21 protein-coding genes and 1 riboswitch are annotated in these 19,155 nt (G+C 50.9%); all 21 genes read left to right on the forward strand.

Translation table 11 applies throughout. The features are described from left to right. The coding region (locus tag AC5OW4_RS09325; protein ID WP_493676901.1) for an ATPase, T2SS/T4P/T4SS family at positions 1-872 on the forward strand (872 nt) is incomplete at its 5' end. Positions 873-1,296: 424 nt separating this feature from the next. Further along, positions 1,297-1,830, forward strand: coding sequence for a type II secretion system F family protein (locus AC5OW4_RS09330; protein WP_229056887.1), 534 nt, complete (start codon positions 1,297-1,299; stop codon positions 1,828-1,830). A 20-nt stretch (positions 1,831-1,850) separates the two neighbouring features. Further along, positions 1,851-2,144 (forward strand): competence type IV pilus major pilin ComGC, encoded by a 294-nt coding sequence (locus AC5OW4_RS09335; protein WP_006060297.1) that lies wholly within the window; start codon positions 1,851-1,853, stop codon positions 2,142-2,144. Further along, positions 2,134-2,451, forward strand: coding sequence for a hypothetical protein (locus AC5OW4_RS09340; protein ID WP_195548403.1), 318 nt, complete (start codon positions 2,134-2,136; stop codon positions 2,449-2,451). Before AC5OW4_RS09335 ends, AC5OW4_RS09340 begins: the two co-directional genes overlap by 11 nt. Further along, entirely contained in the window at positions 2,441-2,689 is a 249-nt protein-coding gene (locus tag AC5OW4_RS09345) for a hypothetical protein (RefSeq protein ID WP_493676902.1), read from the forward strand. Before AC5OW4_RS09340 ends, AC5OW4_RS09345 begins: the two co-directional genes overlap by 11 nt. Further along, positions 2,629-3,057, forward strand: coding sequence for a hypothetical protein (locus AC5OW4_RS09350; RefSeq protein ID WP_308559912.1), 429 nt, complete (start codon positions 2,629-2,631; stop codon positions 3,055-3,057). The genes AC5OW4_RS09345 and AC5OW4_RS09350 overlap by 61 nt, the downstream gene beginning before the upstream one ends. Next, positions 3,047-3,388, forward strand: a complete 342-nt coding sequence (locus AC5OW4_RS09355) for a hypothetical protein (protein WP_308559913.1) — start codon at positions 3,047-3,049, stop codon at positions 3,386-3,388. The genes AC5OW4_RS09350 and AC5OW4_RS09355 overlap by 11 nt, the downstream gene beginning before the upstream one ends. A gap of 4 nt (positions 3,389-3,392) precedes the next feature. Then, a complete protein-coding gene (locus AC5OW4_RS09360; protein WP_072683413.1) occupies positions 3,393-3,761 on the forward strand; it encodes a hypothetical protein in 369 nt (122 codons plus the stop codon). A gap of 49 nt (positions 3,762-3,810) precedes the next feature. After that, on the forward strand, positions 3,811-4,368 hold the full coding sequence (gene efp, locus AC5OW4_RS09365) for an elongation factor P (protein ID WP_072683412.1): 558 nt from the start codon (positions 3,811-3,813) through the stop codon (positions 4,366-4,368). A gap of 97 nt (positions 4,369-4,465) precedes the next feature. After that, positions 4,466-4,582: riboswitch (FMN riboswitch) on the forward strand. 95 nt (positions 4,583-4,677) lie between these two features. Then, the gene (locus AC5OW4_RS09370) at positions 4,678-5,280 is read left to right on the forward strand and encodes an ECF transporter S component (protein WP_195396840.1); all 603 of its coding nucleotides are present in this window, start codon (positions 4,678-4,680) and stop codon (positions 5,278-5,280) included. 315 nt (positions 5,281-5,595) lie between these two features. Next, entirely contained in the window at positions 5,596-6,651 is a 1,056-nt protein-coding gene (locus tag AC5OW4_RS09375; RefSeq protein ID WP_072683410.1) for a hypothetical protein, read from the forward strand. Beyond that, positions 6,651-7,325, forward strand: coding sequence for a (d)CMP kinase (gene cmk / locus AC5OW4_RS09380; RefSeq protein WP_072683409.1), 675 nt, complete (start codon positions 6,651-6,653; stop codon positions 7,323-7,325). Before AC5OW4_RS09375 ends, cmk begins: the two co-directional genes overlap by 1 nt. Beyond that, positions 7,318-8,622 (forward strand): ribosome biogenesis GTPase Der, encoded by a 1,305-nt coding sequence (gene der, locus AC5OW4_RS09385; RefSeq protein WP_308559915.1) that lies wholly within the window; start codon positions 7,318-7,320, stop codon positions 8,620-8,622. The genes cmk and der overlap by 8 nt, the downstream gene beginning before the upstream one ends. A 12-nt stretch (positions 8,623-8,634) precedes the next feature. Beyond that, complete coding sequence (locus AC5OW4_RS09390; RefSeq protein ID WP_308559916.1) at positions 8,635-9,624, forward strand: NAD(P)H-dependent glycerol-3-phosphate dehydrogenase; 990 nt, start codon at positions 8,635-8,637, stop codon at positions 9,622-9,624. Between the two features lie 56 nt (positions 9,625-9,680). Then, positions 9,681-12,902: a DEAD/DEAH box helicase gene (locus tag AC5OW4_RS09395; RefSeq protein WP_308559917.1), complete on the forward strand. Its 3,222-nt coding sequence runs from the start codon at positions 9,681-9,683 to the stop codon at positions 12,900-12,902. Positions 12,903-13,042: 140 nt separating this feature from the next. Continuing rightward, positions 13,043-13,891: a DegV family protein gene (locus tag AC5OW4_RS09400; protein WP_072683405.1), complete on the forward strand. Its 849-nt coding sequence runs from the start codon at positions 13,043-13,045 to the stop codon at positions 13,889-13,891. Between the two features lie 304 nt (positions 13,892-14,195). After that, positions 14,196-16,946 carry a sigma 54-interacting transcriptional regulator gene (locus tag AC5OW4_RS09405; RefSeq protein ID WP_308559919.1) on the forward strand — a complete coding sequence of 917 codons (2,751 nt, stop codon included), beginning with the start codon at positions 14,196-14,198 and terminating at the stop codon, positions 16,944-16,946. Next, positions 16,943-17,359: a PTS sugar transporter subunit IIA gene (locus AC5OW4_RS09410; RefSeq protein WP_195396848.1), complete on the forward strand. Its 417-nt coding sequence runs from the start codon at positions 16,943-16,945 to the stop codon at positions 17,357-17,359. The genes AC5OW4_RS09405 and AC5OW4_RS09410 overlap by 4 nt, the downstream gene beginning before the upstream one ends. A 56-nt stretch (positions 17,360-17,415) precedes the next feature. After that, the gene (locus AC5OW4_RS09415; protein WP_072683403.1) at positions 17,416-17,916 is read left to right on the forward strand and encodes a PTS sugar transporter subunit IIB; all 501 of its coding nucleotides are present in this window, start codon (positions 17,416-17,418) and stop codon (positions 17,914-17,916) included. Between the two features lie 12 nt (positions 17,917-17,928). Continuing rightward, complete coding sequence (locus AC5OW4_RS09420; RefSeq protein ID WP_308559920.1) at positions 17,929-18,729, forward strand: PTS mannose/fructose/sorbose/N-acetylgalactosamine transporter subunit IIC; 801 nt, start codon at positions 17,929-17,931, stop codon at positions 18,727-18,729. Beyond that, positions 18,722-19,155 (forward strand): PTS system mannose/fructose/sorbose family transporter subunit IID (locus tag AC5OW4_RS09425; protein ID WP_493676903.1); only part of this gene is annotated, 434 nt, incomplete at its 3' end. The genes AC5OW4_RS09420 and AC5OW4_RS09425, both read left to right, overlap by 8 nt.

The following is a 19,155-nucleotide window of genomic DNA, read 5'->3' on the forward strand; positions in this document are numbered from 1 at the left end:
CACGACGCTCTTCCGATCTCATTGAGACTGAGGCGCAGGACCTGAAATTGTTCCGTTATCTTCAATACCGGGCCAACCTGGAGCTGAGCGATGGCAGCCGGCCGCAAACCGGTCGGTTTGAGATCGACGTGGATGGTAGGGTGCTGGCGCTACGGTTTGCGGTCATGCACAGTCTGATGCTGACCAGCGGAGTGCTGCGAATTCTCAACGGAACGCTGGACTGGACGCTGACCGATTGTTGCCCGGATAAAAAGCAGACCGATCTGCTGAAGCAAGTGCTGAAACGACGCAGCGGCTTATTCCTCGTCAGCGGCCCTACCGGCAGCGGCAAGACGACAACGTTGTACGCCATGCTCAACGAATTAAGCCCGGCCAAGATCTTCACGCTCGAGGATCCGATTGAAATTTATTCGGACCGTTTCATTCAGATCCAGATCAACGAGCGTCAGCATCTGGGTTATGACGAAGGGATCAGCCAACTGCTGCGGCATGATCCGGACGTCATCATGATCGGCGAAATCCGCGAGCCGGTGGCGGCGGCGATGGCGCTGCGCTGCGCACTGACCGGACATCTGGTTCTAACCAGTATTCATGCTTCATCAGCACAATCGGCGATCACACGGATGATCGAACTGGGAGTCAGTGAAACTCAGCTGATGGAGATGCTGGCTGGAGTCAGCTGTCAGCGGTTGGTGTCCTTAAAAAATCAAAAGGGAAGGATGTGTGTCTATGAAGTGCTTCTGCCTGACCAGCTGGCACAGCTGCGCCAGGGACAGGCGCCGGATAATTTTATCCCGCTGCCGCAGCGGCTGGACGATCTGCTGTTCAAAAATCGCATCACACAGAAACAACGGGAGGCTGTCGGTCTCTGAATGTCAGCAGCTGGCGATTCTTCTGGGCAGCGCGATGAGCTGGCAGACAAGCCTGACCTTTATTGAAACGCCGAAGAACCATTCCATCATCGCCGCGCTGCGTGGGCGAATGCTGGAAGGGGCGGATTTTGCGGCCGTATTGGCTTTTGCCCTGCCGAAAGGTATCGCCGCTGATTTTGAAACGATGGCGCAGGTCATGCCGCCTCAGCAGGCGCTGACCTTGGCACTGAGACTGCATCGGTTATATACCGAAAACCGCAGCCAGATCCGCAAGCTGTTAGGCTACCCAATGCTTTTAGCTGCCGGCAGTCTGGGAGGTCTGGCCTTGTTCAACCATGTCTGTTTCCCGGTGCTGATCAGCCTGATTCAGTCCTTTGAGCGAAACCCGGCGGGGATGGTGCTGCTGCATCACGGCTTGGGCACAATGTTTTTCATTCTGACGCTGCTGGGGGCGGCATCCGGCGCTTTGGCAATCTGGCTGCGCAAACCGACGGCACGGTTAAGTGCGTATGTGCTGTTGATTCAAAAACGCCGCGGCAAGTTTTTAAGACGCTGGCTGGGATTGGATTTCTCGCGTTATTTTTCCTGTTGTCTCAGGGAAGGCTGTCCGACGCAGACAACCTTGACGTTATTGCAGAAACTGCCGAAAAAGCCGTTTCTGAAACTCATGAGCTGGCATGTGGAACAGGCGCTGCTGGCAGGAGAAAGTCTGGAAACGGCGTTAGGCACGGAGTATCTCGATCCTTCGCTGATGCAGCTGATGCGCACCGCTTCCCGCAGCGGTCAGGTTCAACCCTTGTTGGAAAGTTATGTCGAGGTGCGTCAGGGACAACTGTTCGATCAGCTGCGATGGGCAGCGCGAGGTCTGCAGCTGTTTGCCTACGGAACGATTGCAGCGATGATTCTGATCGTTTATCAGATCCTGCTGCTGCCGCTTTCAATCATGAGTCAGATGTAATAAGAGAGGAGAAGAAACGTATGAAAAGGGGCTTTACGCTATTGGAAATGATCATCGTCGTCAGCGTGCTGGCAATCTTGTTTCTGCTGTCGGTACCGAATATTCAGCGGGTTATGAAAATTGTCGATGAAAAGGGCTGCGCGGCGCAGCTGAAGGTGATCGACTCGGCAATTCTCCAATACAAGCTGGATACCGGTCAGCTGCCGTTAAGAATCAATGATCTGGTGTCGGCAGGCTTGCTGACGAAGCAGCAGACGGAATGTTCCGGCGGCGAGCAGCTGGAAATCCGCGAGGGTCAGGCTTATGTCCGCTAAAGCCGGGACGACGCTGACGGAAATGTTATTGGCGTTGATGATTGTGGCGGCTTGCGAACTGCTGACGATTCCGTTTGTCATCCAGCCGGACTTGAGTCCCGGCCGGTTTATCGCACAGGTGCTGCCGCTTCAGGCCCGGGCGATGGGCGAAGGTCAGGAACAAATCGCCCAAATTGATGCGGACCAGACCGGCCGCATCCGCATACATTACAATAGGAAAGGCCGGATTGATCAGGCCCGTACGCTCTGCTTCAGCCGGCGCTGTCTGGTGATGGAGCTGGCAGGGGGGCGCATCGTTGGAAAATAACCGCGGTTTTTTGCTGAGCGACGCGTTGATCGCGATTGCGCTGTGCACTACCTGTATTCTGTTAACCGGAGGTCTGCTGGGCAGCCGTTATCATCTCAATGAAATCGCCAAGCGCAGGCAGCAGGAGAGCAGCCAGCGCTTGGCGGAAGCGCTTGAAGCAAAGGGGGAATGTCCGGTATGCACGCCGCTTCCAATCAAAACGAGCGACCCTGCAGAACAAGCGGCGGAAACATTCTGATCGATCTGCTTTTGGGATTGTGGATTGTCACGTTGTTTCTGCCGATGATTCCGACCCTCGTCAGGCTTCTCGCCAGACAGGATTGGCTGATGCGTTCCGCTCAGGATCAAATTCAGCTGCAGCAGCTGCGCCGGCTGCTTTTGAGCAGCGGAGAAATTGAGGTGAGCCGCGATCAGCTGACGTTTTATGCCGAAGGTCAAAATCGCCGTCTTGTTCAGAGTGGAAACTGGCTGTTGGCCCAGCCGGGAACCTGGATTTTCTTCGATCAGGTTGAAACAGTTTGGTTTGATCAGCGGCAGTCGCAGATCTGGATGCATCTTGTCAGCATGGATGGTGAATGGGAGGCGGTGGTGGGTGATGCCGGATAAACGGGGATTTGTCAGCTTGTTCTTTCTGGCCTGGTTTCTGATCTTGAGCGCCTGGACCGCATTGGGCTATCTTCAACTCAACGCGGAGATCGCCGTTGCCGAACAACTGGAAGCCAGTCAGCGGCAGGATCTGCGCTTAATCCCCATTTTTCGCTGGGTACGCTGTCAGCTGAACCATGAATATCGCTGCGGCGGCTGGCGGGCGGAAATTCAGGCTGAGGTACAATGGCGCGGCGATACGGCAGAAGTGAGGACCGCCTATGAAAAAATTGTGCTAAAGCTGGATGAAACCAACCGGAAAGTGACAAACTATGAGATAGAGATGAGGTGAAACGATGAAACAATTCATGGACAGCGTGGTCGCTTCGGTCTTCTTTCTGATTTTGATGTTGTTAGGGGAAACGCTGCAGTTTCTGCCCTCGGGAAGCACGCCGTTTCTGACTATCATCTATGGCGCCGAGCTGTTCTTTATTTCATGGGTTTTGATGTACCGCTCCAAAAACACGGTGGAACTGCTGGACTTCTTTGTCAGCGCCGTGATCCTGGGCGTGCAGTTTCTGATCCTGGGCAGCCGGCTGAATTTTGACCAATGGTGCTATCTGGGCTTCGCGACGATCGCCGCGACGATCAGTTTCGGCTGCAACCGCCGCTTCGGCAACCGGATTCATTGGGAAAATAGTCATGCGCAGCCGGGAAATCATTGACAAAATCGGCTATTCCTATAAAATATACTAGGTAGGATGGTGAATAGGAATGATTATTGTAAATGACTTAAAACCAGGAACAACATTTGAAAATGAAGGTAATATTTTTGTCGTTCTGGATATTCAGCACAACAAAACTGCGATGCGCCAGATGATCGTCAAGGTCAAGGTTAAAAATCTGCGTACCGGAGTTATCAACGAAATCTCTTTCACGGGCGGCGACAAGGTGGAACAGGCGCACATCGACAAGCGCGAAATGCAGTATCTGTACGATACCGACGATGCTTTGGTCTTCATGGATAATGAAACCTATGACCAGATTGAAATCCAGAAGGATCATCTGGAATGGGAAATGAAGTTCATGAAACCGAACGATAACGTCACAATTTCGATGTATGAAGGCGAAATTTTGGGAATTATTCTGCCGGATAAAGTCGAGCTGCGGATCGTTGAATGCGAACCGGCGGTGAAAGGTGATACGGCGACTTCCGCTTCCAAGATGGCGAAGCTGGAAACCGGTCTGGAAATCCGTGTTCCGCTGTTTATCGAACAGGATGAAATGGTCGTCATCAACACGGCTGACGGCAAATATTCCGGACGCGCATAAGTCTAAACTGAAGATTTGGTCGAATTCAGATCAAATCTTTTTTCTTTTTCTTGTCAAGGTCTTTACAAATTCATTTGTGAAGGTTATGATAAAGACGATAAAACTTCAGGGCAGGGTGCAATTCCCGACCGGCGGTAAACCCCGCGAGCCGATTCTCGGCCGAACTGGTGGAATTCCAGTGGCGACAGTAAAGTCTGGATGAAAGAATGTTTTTTTCTTTTTCATAGAGCTACCCCGAAGGTTTTGTTGAAACCTTTTTTTGTCGCCAGGACAGGAAAAGTCAGCGTTGTCAGAAGTGGAGGAAAAAAGATGACAAACAGAAAATTTTTCAACATTAAAACCATGGCCAAAGTCAGCATCTTAGCGGCGATCGCGTTTATCCTGATGGAATTTGATTTTCCGATTCCCTTTATCGCTCCGCCGTTTTACAAACTGGATTTCAGTGAGGTCGCAGTCCTGATCGGCGGTTTTGCGATGGGACCGCTGGCCGGCGTTGCGATCGAAGCGATGAAGGTCTTTCTAAGCTGTCTGTTTTTTGGTTCCGGTACGGCGTATGTCGGGGAGCTGGCCAACTTTGTAATGGGCTGCGCATTTATCCTGCCGGCCGCCTGGCTTTATCGGCGGCATAAGAATCTGAAAAGCGCGCTGATCGGCATGATTCTGGGCACGGTGAGCCTGATGTTGGTCGGCGGTTTGACAAATTATTTCGTGATGCTTCCGGCGTATTCGTTCTTCTTCAATATGCCGCTGGAAGCGATTATTTCGATGGGCGCCAAGGTTGTTCCGTTTGTCGATAACGCGTTCACGCTCGTATTGTTCTGCACGACGCCGTTCAATTTAATTAAAGGAATTGTGACGTCGTTGATGGTGTTCCTGTTATATAAGCACATTTCGCCGATTCTGCACCGCTGAAGAAAATCGGCCGCGAAATAGGACGGAATAAAAAAGAAGCTTCTGGGCTGGGATTTTGATATTCGGGTTGCGATCTGCTTTGGCAAATCAGCGCTCAGAATCAATCGCCAGCTTTTTTAATTCTTGATTGATCCTCGCTTTCATCGGCGGCAGGATGAAGAAAATTGGAAAATGATCGTGGACATGATTCCAAGTGAGGCCGCAGGAATAAAAGCTGACCAGCCGCTTTCACAAAAGAATCCGGGCAAACCGTCAGTTTTCTTCGCAACTGGAGTCAATTTTTGATATAATGAAAAAGATTAGGAGGCACTGTGTATGCAGAATATGTCGCGTAAGGCTAAATATGAAAAACTGAGGCAGGAATTGCAGAACGATGCGGAATCGCAGATCAGCACGAAGGGGATCTCCGCCTATGCCGAACGGCTAAGCCGTTTGGATACGACTGCAACGGAACAGCTGGAAGTTAAAGAAGAAGAAAACCACGATCCGATCCATCTGCGCCGCGAAGCTTATTTTGCGGATGAAACGCAGAAAGAGAAGGCGAGTCCGGCAGCCTCTTCTTTTAATAATGAATATCTTGACGAGTACATCAGCGAAGTAAAGGAGTACAACAAGCAGCGCGGTTTGTTAGCCAGTGAGGACACGCAGGTCAACATTTTGAAGCAGCTGCGCGAACAGAGCTCAATCCGGCCGTTTGAGGAAAAAATGGTCAGCACGAGCAAGGATAACCTGTTGGATGACATGGATATCCCGTCGTTTGTGCTGCCGGAGGACGACACGCTGCGCAACACGATCTCAATGGAGGTCAAGCAGCTGCTTGATCAGAGCGGCAACAGCGGCGAAATGTTAAAGACGCTGGAACCGGCGCCAACCCCGGAAATCAAGAAATCACGCCGGATGAAACCGCCGGTTGAAGAAGAAACCACGGACATCCAGCCGGTCCTTGCCGAGGACGAAGACGATGAGGAAGAGGATGACGAATGGGACGACGAGGACGAAGAAGAAACGAAAAAGCCGCGTTGGAAACTGTTCGGCCGGCATCGGGATGAGGATGACGATGAGGAAGAAGAGGAAGATCAGGACGAGGAAGACGAGGATTGGGAAGAGGACGAGACCCAGCCGCATCGCTTCTTCGGCAAACTGCGCTCCCACATGCAGGAAGAAAAAGAACTGCGTGAAAAGCTGATGAGCGAGACGGTACAGCTGCGGGCGCAGATGGACGACTATGAAGACGAGCTGAACGATATGAACGATTCCGTATCCTATACGAATCGTCTGTTAAACTTCATTCTGGTCCTGCTGATCCTGGCGCTGTTAGTGGTACTGGGGATCGTCGTGTACTGGATCCTGCTTCAGAAAGGAATTATTTAATGAAATTGAACATTGCGATTGATGGGCCCAGCGCCGCGGGGAAAAGTACGATTGCCCGGCGGCTGGCTCACGAATGTGGCTATATCCATTTAGATACCGGGGCGATGTACCGCTGTATCGCCTACAAAGCGCTGAACGAAAAGCTGGCGCTGGATGATGAAGTTGCGCTGGGCGCGATGATCGACCGGACTGAAATTTGTCTGACTCCGCAGGGACAGGTGTTCCTGGACGGTGTGGAGATGCAGGATGAAATCCGATCCAACGCCGTGTCGATGGCGGCGTCCCGGGTTTCTTCACTAAAAACAGTGCGTCAGAAACTGGTCGAGCGGCAGCAGAAAATGGCGGCGGACAAAGGCGTCGTCATGGATGGCCGGGATATCGGAACGGTTGTTTTGCCGGAGGCGGAAGTGAAGATCTTTCTGACCGCTTCGCCCCAGGCCCGTGCGAAACGGCGGTTTCTGGAGAATCAGCAGAAGGGAATCTGTTCAGACTATGATCAGCTCGTCGCGGAAATCGCACAGCGCGACCGGCAGGACATGGAACGGATCCATTCGCCGCTGCGGCAGGCGGAGGACGCCGTCTGCGTCGATACCTCGGACATGACGATCGAGGAGGTCGTTGCGGCGATCAAGCAGCTGGCTGCTGAAAAGAGTAAGGAGGGAAACCATGATTAAAGGTGTGGTTGCCATCGTTGGCCGTCCGAATGTCGGAAAGTCAACGATTTTTAATCGGATCCTGGGCGAACGGGTTTCCATCGTCGAGGATACCCCGGGCGTGACCCGGGACCGGATTTACGGAAAAGGAACGTGGCTGACTCAGGATTTCCGCGTCATTGACACAGGCGGAATTCAGCTGGAAAATCAGCCGTTTCAGGAAGAAATTAAAGCCCAGGTCGAAATTGCGATCGAGGAAGCCGACGTCATTTTGTTTGTCGTCAACGGCCGCGACGGCGTGACCGGCGACGATGAGTTCATCGCGCGGATGCTGCGGCGCAGCGGCAAGCCGGTCGTTCTGGCCGTCAATAAGATTGACGACACGACGCTGCAGGGAAATATTTATGAGTTCTATGCGCTGGGGCTTTCGGAACCGATTGCGGTCAGCGGATCGCACGGCATCGGCATCGGCGACGTCATGGACGCCTTGGTCGGGGCGTTTCCTGAAAAGCAGCAGCCGGAGCTGGAAGGCATCCGCTTCGCGGTCATCGGCCGGCCGAATGTCGGCAAGTCCAGTCTGGTCAACGCGCTGTTAAAAGAAGAACGCGTAATTGTTTCCGATATTGAAGGCACGACCCGCGACGCGGTGGATACTCCGTTTGAACATGACGGCAAGCATTACGTCGTCGTCGATACGGCCGGGATCCGCAAGCGCGGCAAGGTCTATGAAAATATTGAAAAATACTCGGTGCTGCGCGCGATGAGCGCGATTGAACGCTGTGACGTCGTGCTGTTTGTGATCGACGGGGAAAGCGGGATCCGCGAACAGGACAAGCATGTCGCCGGGTATGCGCATGAAGCCGGCAAACCGATCATTATCGTATACAACAAGTGGGATGCCGTGGAAAAAGATGAGAAGACGATGAACCGGGTGACGGAACAAATCCGCGCGCAGTTTGTGTATCTGAGCTACGCGCCGATTCTGTTCGTCTCGGCCAAAACCCATCAGCGCGTCAATACGTTGCTGCCGATGATCGAAGACGTCTATCACTATTCCCAATTAAGAATCGCGACCAACGTGCTCAACGAAGTCGTGATGGACGCTCAGCTGACAACTCCGGCGCCGACGCATAACGGTCAGCGCTTAAAGATTTTGTATGCTTCGCAGGTAGCGGTCGCGCCGCCGACGTTTGTTTTGTTCGTCAACGATCCGCAGCTGCTGCACTTTTCCTACCGCCGTTATATTGAGAACCGTCTGCGGGAAGCGTTTGGTTTTGACGGATCGCCGATCCGGATCATCGCCCGCAGTAAGGACTAAAGGAGGCGCAATATGAAAATTTGCGTATTGGGCAGCGGAAGCTGGGGCACGGCGCTGGCGCAGGTGCTGGCGGACAATCATCATGAGGTCGTCATCTGGGGCAAGAGCCCTGAGGAAATTGCCGACCTGAAGCTCCATCGCAACACGAAATACTTTCCGGAGGTACTGGTCAATCCGGCCATCGAAGCGACGCTGGAGTTCGATACGGTCAAAACCGCCGATATCCTGCTTTTCGCGGTGCCGACCGGCGCGGTGGAGGAAGTCAGCCGCCGGGCTGCGGCGGCGCTGGATCATCCGGTGATTGTGATCAACGTCGCCAAGGGATTCCATCCGACGACCCATCAGCGGCTCAGCGAAGTGATCAAGGAATGCTTCACGCCGGAAACACTGACGGACGTCGTTTCTCTGATCGGCCCTTCACACGCCGAAGAGGTCATTCTCCGCAAGCTGACCTCGGTCAATGCGGTCTGTGAAAACGAAGCGTCAGCCAGACAGATTCAGGAGCTGTTCTCCAACGATTATTTCCGCGTTTACCGCGGAACCGACGTGATCGGTTCGGAAACCGGCGTGGCGATCAAAAACATCATGGCGATAGCCAGCGGCATCATCACCGGACTGGGCGAAGGCGACAATGCCCGGGCGGCGCTGATGACCCGCGGTCTGGCGGAAATGTCCCGCTACGGCATCGCGCAGGGCGGACGGGCCGAAACTTATCTGGGATTAACCGGGGTCGGCGATCTGATCGTCACCTGCACCTCCCCGCATTCCCGCAACTTCCAGGCCGGCATGCAGATCGGCCGTCAGGACAGCGCGGAGATTTTCTGGAAAACCAATAAGAAGACGGTCGAGGGCGTAAAAGCGGCCAAGGTCATCTATGAAGAATCAATTAAGAAGCACATCAGCATGCCGATCACCGAACAGGTTTACCGCGTGCTGTACGAAGGCGAAAAGCCGTCCCAGGCGATCAAGCTGTTGATGGCCCGGGAGCTGAAATCAGAATAAAAGCCCGTCGCGGGGCTTTTTCTGATGGAACAATCGGAAAGGAGGAACCGGTGCCAATGATTCTGGACGAAACGAATCTGAGTACCTATTTTGACGAGCGGACGTGGAATCTGGCGCGGCGTTATCATCAGGAACGCTCGATCATCCAGTCGCTGTCGGCCGTTGAATATAAAACGCTGCAGCTGATCGAGGTCGAAGCCGTCGTCTATCCGTATCTGCAGCATGTCAAGCTGTCGCTGCATTCTGTGACCGGCGAGCTGCTTCATTTTTCCTGTGAATGCCCGTACTGTGTCCACGATGAAAAAGCCTGCGCCCACATCGGCGCGGTTTTGATGTTTTTGAAAGAACGGACGATCGACCATTTTCCTTTTTATTACCGGGAGAACGCCGCCGACTATATCCAGCAGATGCGCCGCCGGCAGATGTTTTCGCAAAGTGAGCAGCTGATCGAGGCGTATGTCAATTCCGCGGTGCTGGACGACCCGGTGATGCTGCAGAACGATCCGGTCGAATTGCAGCCGGAGGTCATGTTTTCCAATTCCGAGCTGCTGGTCAGTTTCCGGATCGGCCGCAAGAAAAAATACATTTTAAAAAATCTCGGCGAATTTATGACGCGGATGAATGAGGCGGCGATTGTCAGCTATGGCAAGGAACTGCAGTTTCTGCATGTTCCGGAATCGTTCGACGAAGTTTCGCAGAAAATCCTGCGCTTTATCCGCCGCAACTATTCATCCCAGACCAATTTTGATACCGGAGCGCGCTATGTCAAGCTGAGCGGCAGCAGCGTCGATGATTTTTATGAGCTGTTTTGGAATCATCCGGTGATGATGGCGGATGGCCGGCCGATGGTGATGATTGAGGAAAATCCGCAGTTTACGCTTCAGGTCGAAGGGCAGGGACAGGACTACCAGCTTGCGGTCACGCCGCACGAATACCGCTATCTGTCCAGCAATGAGGCCGATTATGTCTATGTCGGCGGCACGCTGATCCGGCTGCTTCCGCGGTACCGGATCCTGTGCGGACCCTTATTAAAACGGCTGCAGCAGGGCGGTAAGCTGCTCGTCAGTCACGAACAGATCAAGAATTTCTATTACAACGTCCTGCAGCCGGTCAGCGAGCTGATTCCGGTGCTGGGTATGGACGAGCTGCCGGTCCGGCTGGATCCGCTGGTCACGCGGGTGTATATCGACGAGCCGGCGCCGCATACGATCATGATCACGATCCGCTTCTGTTACGGCCCCAACGAATACATCGGCTTCGATACGCTGACCAACCGCGATAACCGCAACCTGCGCAAGGAACAGAAAGTGCGCGCGATCATCCGGCAGTATGTGACGCGGATTGACACGCTGACCCAGATCGCCTGGATTGAGAAAAATGAAACCAAGGAATTCAGCTTCCTGGCGGAAGGGGTAGGCAAGCTGATGGATCTGGCGGAGGTCTATATCTGCGAATCGCTGAAAAATGTTCAGATCCGTTCGCGGGCTTCGTTCTCCGTCGGCGTACGGCTGACCTCCGGCCTGCTGAAGCTGCAGCTTGACAGTCCGCAGCTGACGCCGCAGGAGCTGGAAGAAATTTTCCGCGGCTATCAGCAGAAGAAAAAATATGTGCGATTGAAAAATGGCGACTACTTCGCGATTGGCGAGGGCGAAACCGAAGAAATGCTGGCGATGCTGGACGCGCTGCAGGTTGATCCGAAGCAGCTGGGCGCCGGACCGGTGACGCTGGAAAACTATCGGGCGCTGGCGCTGAACGAACGGCTGATGAGTACGCCGGAGATCAAGGTCGAGCGGAATCAGGAGTTCAAAACGATGATCCGCGACTTTAAGAATATTGAGGAAAGCAAATTCGACGTGCCGCCCTCGATGCGCAAGATTCTGCGCACCTATCAAAAGGAAGGCTTCCGCTGGCTGAAAACGATCGCTCACTATGGCTTCGGCGGGATTCTGGCCGACGATATGGGCATCGGCAAGACTTTGCAGATGATCGCCGTGCTGGAGGATGCGCGGCTGCAGGGGGAAGGCGGCTGCAGTCTGGTCGTTACCCCGGCTTCGCTGATCCTCAACTGGCAGGCGGAAATCCGCCGCTTCGCGCCGCAGCTGAAATGCGGCTGCGTCCACGGCACGCTGAAAGAACGTCAGAATACGCTGGCTTCCGCAAACGACTTTGACGTCCTCATCACGTCTTACGATTACGTCAAGCGCGACGAGGTGTTATACCAGCCGCTGGCGTTTCAGTATCTGGTGCTCGATGAGGCGCAGGCGATCAAGAATCAGCGGACCAAGAGCGCCCAGGCTGTCAAGCAGATCCAGGCCCGCCACCGCTTTGCCTTAACCGGTACGCCGATTGAGAATTCATTAGCCGAGCTGTGGTCGATCTTCGATTTCTTAATGCCGGGCTATTTGTTCAGCTACGCGCAGTTTAAAGAAAACTACGAGCTGCCGATTGTGCGGTATGACGACGAAGAACGGCTGACGTTATTAAAGAAGCTGGTATCGCCGTTTATTCTGCGGCGTGTGAAACAGGACGTCTTGAAGGAACTGCCGGAAAAGACGGAAAGCGTGCTGCAGATCGAATTCAGCGAAGCGGAAAAGAAGCTCTACCAGGCGTCGCTGCAGCAGATCCAGACGCAGCTGACGCAGACGCTGGATCAGCAAACCAACGCCGGCAGCTCCAAGATCATGATTTTGGCGATGCTGACGCGGCTGCGGCAGATCTGCTGCGACCCGGGACTGGTGTTTGATGGTTACGGGGGCGAGCGGAGCAAGCTGACCGCCTGCATGGAGCTGATTGAAAATGCGGTGGAGTCGGGCAAGAAGATTCTGGTCTTCTCCCAGTTTACGACAATTCTGGACAAGCTGCGGGATGAATGCGAGAAGCGCAGGATCGGAACCTATCTGCTGACCGGCGCAACACCGAAGCAGCAGCGTTTTGATTTAATGGAAAGCTTCAACCGTGATAAGACGCCGGTCTTTCTGATCTCGCTCAAAGCCGGCGGCACAGGATTGAACCTGACCGGCGCGGAGATCGTCATTCATTACGATCCATGGTGGAATCTGTCGGCGGAGAATCAGGCGACCGACCGCGCCTACCGGATCGGCCAGACGCGCAACGTCCAGGTTGTCAAGCTGATCGTCGAAGGCACGGTAGAGGAGAAGATCAGCAAGCTTCAGCAGCAGAAGCAGCAGCTGTCGCAATCGGTCATCGAAGGTTCCGACGGCTCGATCGCCGCGATGAGCCGTGAGGAAATTCTCGAGCTGTTTGAGACTGAATTTTAAATGATACGGCTTTCATTCAAGTGATTGTTTGAAATGCCGTTTTTATTTTGCGAAAAAGGGTTGCCAAGGGGAGAATACGCTGTTATAATGGGTTAGATTTTTATATTGACATTCAAACTATCTCAAGGAGGAGACACGATATGACAGTTCGTATTATCACTGATTCCACGGCCGATGTGACCCCGGAGGCAGCCCGGCAGCTCAATATTGGCGTTGTTGCGCTGAAGGTGCTGTTCGGCCATGAAGAATACCGCGACGGCATTGATTTGAACATCGAAGAATTTTATGCCAAGCTGACGGGCAGCGGTCAGCTGCCGACAACCTCCCAGCCCTCGCCGAACGACTTTCTGACGGAATATGAGAAAGCAAAAGCGGCAGGCGAGGAGATCCTCGTTCTGACGTTGTCCAGCCAGTTAAGCGGAACCTGTCAATCGGCGCAGCTGGCGAAGGATTATTGTGAATACGAACCGATTTATATTGTCGACAGTTTATCGGCGACGATCGGCACACAGCTGCTTCTGCGCGAAGCGATCCGGCTGCGCGATGCCGGACAGTCCGCCAGGCAGATCGCGGCGCAGTTAGATCAGCTGAAATCGCGCATCGTCGTTCTGGCCGCTGTGGACACGCTGGAATTTCTGGTAAAAGGCGGCCGGTTGTCCAAGGCCGCCGGATTTGCGGGTTCGTTGTTGGGCATCCATCCGATGATCACCCTGGAGGAGGGCAAGCTGAGCGTCTTAGGCAAAGCCCGCGGCAAGAAAGCAACACTGCAACTGTTTTGGCAGCAGATGGAAAAGCTGGGAATGCCGGATCCTCAGGTGGAACCGATCTTTGGTTATACAGGAAACCGTGAAGCGGTCAGCGACCTGATCGCCTTCTTAGAAGAAAAAGCAATCGTCAGTTCGCAGGTATGCGGCGTCGGCAGCGTAATCGGCACGCATACCGGGCCGGGCGTCAGTGCAATCGCCTATCTGCGTCAGGCAGACTGTTAAGCGTAAGCTTGGCAGTTTTTTTTTGGTACTTTGACAAACAGGTAAAATTTGCCAAAGTTATTGAATGATAGATTAAATCGCTTTCGAGCGGTATCATGGCAGAGGTGACTCTGATTCATTTGTAGTTAATGTAAGATTTTCGGAAATGAATAACTTGGAGAATCGCATTGTTAAAAAGGACAAATAGTGTTGAAAACAAATGGAAATTGTTAAACAGTGTTGAAGTTCTCTGGTGTTTCAGACAATTTTATTCCAACGCTTATAATGAAGACAGAAGTCAACCTTAGAGAGCTGTGGTGAGTCCATGAAAAAAACGCAGAAAGAAATTCAGAAAATCGTAGAAGATCTAACCTGCCGTCATGGCGTTGACTTTTTAAAAGCGATGTCCACCGGCAATATTGCCAATACTTTAAATATCAGCCGTTCTTTAGCCAGCCAATATTTGAATGAATTGTGTAAACTGGGGCGATGTATCAAAATTAACTCCAGACCCGTTTATTATTTCGATAAAACACAGTTGGAGAAAAAGTATAACGTGACGTTAACCTATAACGAATATTACAATATGCCGGATTTAATTGAAGCGTTAAAGCAGAAGCAGAAAGAGCCGCAGGATTTTTTTAACGCGGTGGGTGAGGATGGTTCGTTAGGCTATTGTATTTCGCAGTTAAAAGCTGCGATGCTTTATCCGCATGGGTTGCCCGTGATCCTCCAGGGTGAAAGAGGAAGCGGAAAAACATTTTTAGCCCGGCTTGCTTTTGAATTCTTAAAAAATCAACATCGCGTCATGGATAAAGCTTGTTTTATCGCATATCAATTTAATTCAGAACAAACCTCGGATAAAATGCTGGAAGATCTTTTCGGAATCCACAGCTCTGTTAAAAAACAAACAGGCTTTATTGAAAAATGTCATAACGGTCTTCTATATCTTTCACAGGCCGATAAAATGAGCCTGGAATGTCAGCAGAGGATCGCTGATTATATCAACACTGGACAGTTTACCCGCATGGGAGATTCAGAACATCCCATCAGCAGTCAAACGCGGGTAATCCTTGGGTTGGATACGCCTTCGTTAGAATGTTTGGGACAGGATTTATTATTAAGCATACCAGTTCATTGCAGCATTCCGCCGTTAATGAAACGTCCTGCTGAAGAACGGGAACAATTGGTAAGGGTACTTCTGAATCAGGAACAAAAAAGATTAAACTGCGAAATTCGACTCTCGCAATCTTTATTTACTTTGTTAGGAGGCAATACGTTAGGGCTGAATATTCATGAGTTGAAAAATTGTATTCGGACGATGTGTGCCAATGCTTTTTTGGAACAGGAGAAGACACAAAGCCTGTGCTTGAAGCGAGTTTATTTGCCGGAACCTTTGTTATCGAAAATTCCTTTGGAATGGAAAGGCTTGAAAGAGGAACTTGTCTTTTTAACGATCAACGAACTGGTTCCTGAGAATGACAGTCATCAGATTTTCGATCTGTTTGATCTGTTGCTGGAAGCGCATCGGGATTACTTTTTTAATCATCATCATTTCAATTCTTTTCTGAAGGACGGGTTGGAGATCATGCGGAAGTATTATGACATGATTGTTTTTGAACAAAAAGAAGAGAATCCGCGGATCAATTCGATTGAAAATATAATTCAAACGTTGATTGATCAAGCGAAAGACAATGCCAGGCTAACCTTGCCCTTAAACTGCAGTTTTGTTTTAGCAAGAATGATCGATTCTCTTCATCAAATGAAAACCAGCGCTTCCGTTTGGGAGAGCGAACAGAGAGATTCGATCCAGTCTTGTCTGAATTCTTTGAAACAGGAGCTGCCGCAGGCGTTCTCACTTGCCGACGAATTGATTTCCCGGCTATGCACTACATTGGAAATCAAAACACAGCCTCTGAACGTTATCTTTCTTACCTTGAATATCTGTTTTTATAATCAGCAGGAAAAAGGCCGGCAGTTATGCGGAATTATAATCAGTCATGGTTATTCCACGGCGTCCAGTATTGCGGATGCCGCGAATCAGTTATTGCAAAGTCAGGTTTTTGATGCCATTGACATGCCGCTGGATACTGAAGTCGCCGCGATTGAAAAGCAACTGGATCGATTCCTGCAGATGCATTCGTATTATCAGGGAATGCTGGTTCTTGTCGATATGGGTTCGCTGGAAGCGATGGCCCAGCATTTAAATTCAAAGATGGATATTGGAATAATTAACAATATATCGACAGGATTAGCGCTGGACGTCGGCAATCGGATTAAACAGAACGAAGAACTGGAAGCGATTCTCATCGCTGCTTGTCAAAGCCATCAATGCCATTACCGACTGCTGCGGCAAACAGAAAAACCCAAAGCGATTATATTTACAAATGATATCTCAATCCGCGTCAGCGGGAAATTGGCAGAACTGTTCCGCAGCTCTTTGCCCCGTCCGGTCAATATCAAATTTATTGAAGTCGAGTATTCGAGACTGAAGACGACGTTGGAAAATGACGATTTCTTTCAGCAATATCATGTCGTCCTCTTAATTAAACCGTTAGGCTTGAAACTGGATGGCGTGAATTCAGTAACCTTAGAAGATATCGTAGGATTCAGAAACCTGCAGCCCTTATCGGAAGCTTTTCAGGATGAATTAAACGAGGAGGAACTGGATCAATTTCATCAGCAGTTATTAAAGAATTTTTCTTTGCAAAGTCTGATGGAAAACCTCACGATTCTCAATCCTGCACATTTGCTGGATTCAGTTTATGAAGCCGTCAGCGAGCTTCAACGGCAGCGTCATTGCCGGTTTCAAAGCCGGACGCTTGTGGGAATTTACATCCATGTCAGTTTTCTCATTGAGCGGCTGGTGACAAGAACCGCGATTGAGTCCCAGGCGGATTTAACGCGTTTTCAAAAAGAACATCAGGATTTTATTGATCAAGTCCATATCAGTTTCCAACGGATATTGAAAAGCTATAACGTTACCGTTCCGATTGATGAAATATCTTATTTGTATGATTATATCGCGAATGATGAAGCCTTTAATAAAAAAGAGTTGGAAGGAGAGGCAGAATGAAAAGATTGATTTTAGCTTCACATGGCCGGTTAGCCGAAGGCATGGCCGATACGGCCAGAATGATCGTTGGAGATCAAACAGAGTTGATTCCGCTGTCCCTGGTTTCAGGAATGCAGCCGGAACTGCTCAAAACAAAAGTGGAAGGAATGATCAAATCCTGGCCTGGCGAATTAACGGTAATTCTTACCGACCTTTGGGGAGGCAGCGTCAATACCGCCTTGCTTCCTCTCTGCGCGGATGCCCATGTTCATTTGATTGCCGGGATGAATCTGAATTTAGTCTTGCAGCTGTGTTTGAGCGATGTGGAAACCGGCGGCATGGCCATCGAATCCATCCTGAATGAAGCGCAGAAGTCAATGGTCTACGGCAACGCTAAATTAAACGAGATTCCGCAAGAGGAATCCTGGTTTTAAAAAGGAATGAACTGGATATTTTCCAGTGAACTTCAAATGAGAAAGGAGGGAAATGTATGATCAAAATGCTGCGGATTGACGATCGGCTGCTGCATGGACAAGTCGTATTCATGTGGACGAAACAGCTTAACATCAAAGGGATTATCGTGGCCAACGACGAGCTGGTTCAGGATCCAATCCAGAGTCTGGCCATGAAATTAGCGGTGCCAGAACAAATTAAACTGTTGATCAAATCCGTTGAAGAAGCCTCCCGGCTGATTCAGGATCCACGTTCCGCTAAAATGAACATTCTGCTGGTGATGAAAAGTCCGGCCGACGCGGCGAGATTGCTTCGATTACTGCCGGACAAAACCTTGATCGAGCGAATTAATATCGGAAACAGCGGTCGGATTGACAAGGGAAACAAAGAGATGATGACCCGGGAAGTCTATGTTGATGAAACCGATATTGAAGCGATTCAGGAAATTCTGAGCTATGAACTGCCGTTTGATATCCAGATGATTCCAACAAACAACAAAGTCAATGTTAAAGATGCTTTAAGAAGCATCCGGAAGTGAGGAGGAGAAACAATGACACTATTCCAGGCTATTTTGATTGGATTCGTTGCTTTTGGCGGCTTATTAGTAACTGAAAGCGGCTGCGGGCTGATGTTAAACCGGCCGATTGTCTTGGCGCCGATCGTGGGGTTTATTCTCGGTGATTTGTATGAAGGGTTAATTATGGGAGCTGCCTTGGAATTGATTTTCTTAGGTGTTGTTTCAATCGGCGGATCAACGCCTTCAGATTCAACGATGGGCTCCATATTGGGCACAGCGTTTGCGATCAGTATGAATCAGGGCGTGGAAATTGCTTTAGCGCTGGCGGTACCGATCGGGTTATTAATGCAAATGGTGCAGTATCTTGTTTATTTCATCCGTGCTACCCAGATGTCGAAAGTCGAGGTTTATGCTGAACAGGGGCAATTCAATAAGATTACGCGACTGCATTTTGGAAGCATTCTGATTTTTGCGATTATTTATGGTTTCATCGCCTTTGCTTCCCTGCAATTCGGCGTTGAATTGATGCGGAATCTTGTCGATCAGATTCCTCAGGTTATATTGGACGGGCTGGATGCGGCAAGCATGATGCTTCCGGCTGTCGGGTTTGCGCTGCTGATGAACATGCTTTGGGATAATCGGCTCTGTGTTTTGTTGTTCTTAGGCTTTATTTTAGCGACTTATCTCAATCTGCCGATCATCGCGATCACCGGTATCGCTTTAACGATCGGCGTTCTGCTGGTGGTTCAGGATATGAGCCATAACCGTAAACAACCGGAGATCAGTTTGCCGCAGGGCCAGGATCAGGCAGAGGAGGAATTCTTTAATGAGTAAATTTGAAATCACTCCGCAGGAGAAGAAGCTAACCCGTCAGTTGTTTTACCGCTCATTTGCTTTGGAATGTTCGTTTAACTTTGAAAAAATGCAGGCTTTGGGGTTTGCCTGGGCGATGTTTCCGGCAATCCATGAATTTTGCGGGACTCAGGAGGAACAGGTCGAAGCTTTAAAGAGACATACCGCTTTTTTCAATATTACTCCGCATATCAGCACGTTTTTACTCGGCATGGCGGCGTCCATGGAAAAAGAGGCTGCTGAGAAAAAAACGATGGATCCCGCTGCGATCAATGCGATCAAGGTTTCCTTGATGGGGCCGCTCTCCGGAATCGGCGATTCCTTTTTCTGGGGAACTTTCCGCGTCATCGCGGCGGGCGTGGGCATCTCGCTGGCTCAGCAGGGCAATGTCTTGGGCCCGATTCTGTT

Source organism: Holdemania sp. (assembly GCF_986127675.1).

Coding starts and splice junctions, on each gene's coding strand:
- AC5OW4_RS09420 (WP_308559920.1), top strand. CDS start 17,929: ATGACACTATTCCAGGCTATTTTGATTGGATTCGTTGCTTTTGGCGGC.
- AC5OW4_RS09335 (WP_006060297.1), top strand. CDS start 1,851: ATGAAAAGGGGCTTTACGCTATTGGAAATGATCATCGTCGTCAGCGTG.
- der (WP_308559915.1), top strand. CDS start 7,318: ATGATTAAAGGTGTGGTTGCCATCGTTGGCCGTCCGAATGTCGGAAAG.
- AC5OW4_RS09330 (WP_229056887.1), top strand. CDS start 1,297: ATGTTTTTCATTCTGACGCTGCTGGGGGCGGCATCCGGCGCTTTGGCA.
- AC5OW4_RS09395 (WP_308559917.1), top strand. CDS start 9,681: ATGATTCTGGACGAAACGAATCTGAGTACCTATTTTGACGAGCGGACG.
- AC5OW4_RS09370 (WP_195396840.1), top strand. CDS start 4,678: ATGACAAACAGAAAATTTTTCAACATTAAAACCATGGCCAAAGTCAGC.
- cmk (WP_072683409.1), top strand. CDS start 6,651: ATGAAATTGAACATTGCGATTGATGGGCCCAGCGCCGCGGGGAAAAGT.
- AC5OW4_RS09390 (WP_308559916.1), top strand. CDS start 8,635: ATGAAAATTTGCGTATTGGGCAGCGGAAGCTGGGGCACGGCGCTGGCG.
- AC5OW4_RS09350 (WP_308559912.1), top strand. CDS start 2,629: ATGCACGCCGCTTCCAATCAAAACGAGCGACCCTGCAGAACAAGCGGC.
- efp (WP_072683412.1), top strand. CDS start 3,811: ATGATTATTGTAAATGACTTAAAACCAGGAACAACATTTGAAAATGAA.
- AC5OW4_RS09415 (WP_072683403.1), top strand. CDS start 17,416: ATGATCAAAATGCTGCGGATTGACGATCGGCTGCTGCATGGACAAGTC.
- AC5OW4_RS09340 (WP_195548403.1), top strand. CDS start 2,134: ATGTCCGCTAAAGCCGGGACGACGCTGACGGAAATGTTATTGGCGTTG.
- AC5OW4_RS09360 (WP_072683413.1), top strand. CDS start 3,393: ATGAAACAATTCATGGACAGCGTGGTCGCTTCGGTCTTCTTTCTGATT.
- AC5OW4_RS09355 (WP_308559913.1), top strand. CDS start 3,047: ATGCCGGATAAACGGGGATTTGTCAGCTTGTTCTTTCTGGCCTGGTTT.
- AC5OW4_RS09405 (WP_308559919.1), top strand. CDS start 14,196: ATGAAAAAAACGCAGAAAGAAATTCAGAAAATCGTAGAAGATCTAACC.
- AC5OW4_RS09400 (WP_072683405.1), top strand. CDS start 13,043: ATGACAGTTCGTATTATCACTGATTCCACGGCCGATGTGACCCCGGAG.
- AC5OW4_RS09375 (WP_072683410.1), top strand. CDS start 5,596: ATGCAGAATATGTCGCGTAAGGCTAAATATGAAAAACTGAGGCAGGAA.
- AC5OW4_RS09410 (WP_195396848.1), top strand. CDS start 16,943: ATGAAAAGATTGATTTTAGCTTCACATGGCCGGTTAGCCGAAGGCATG.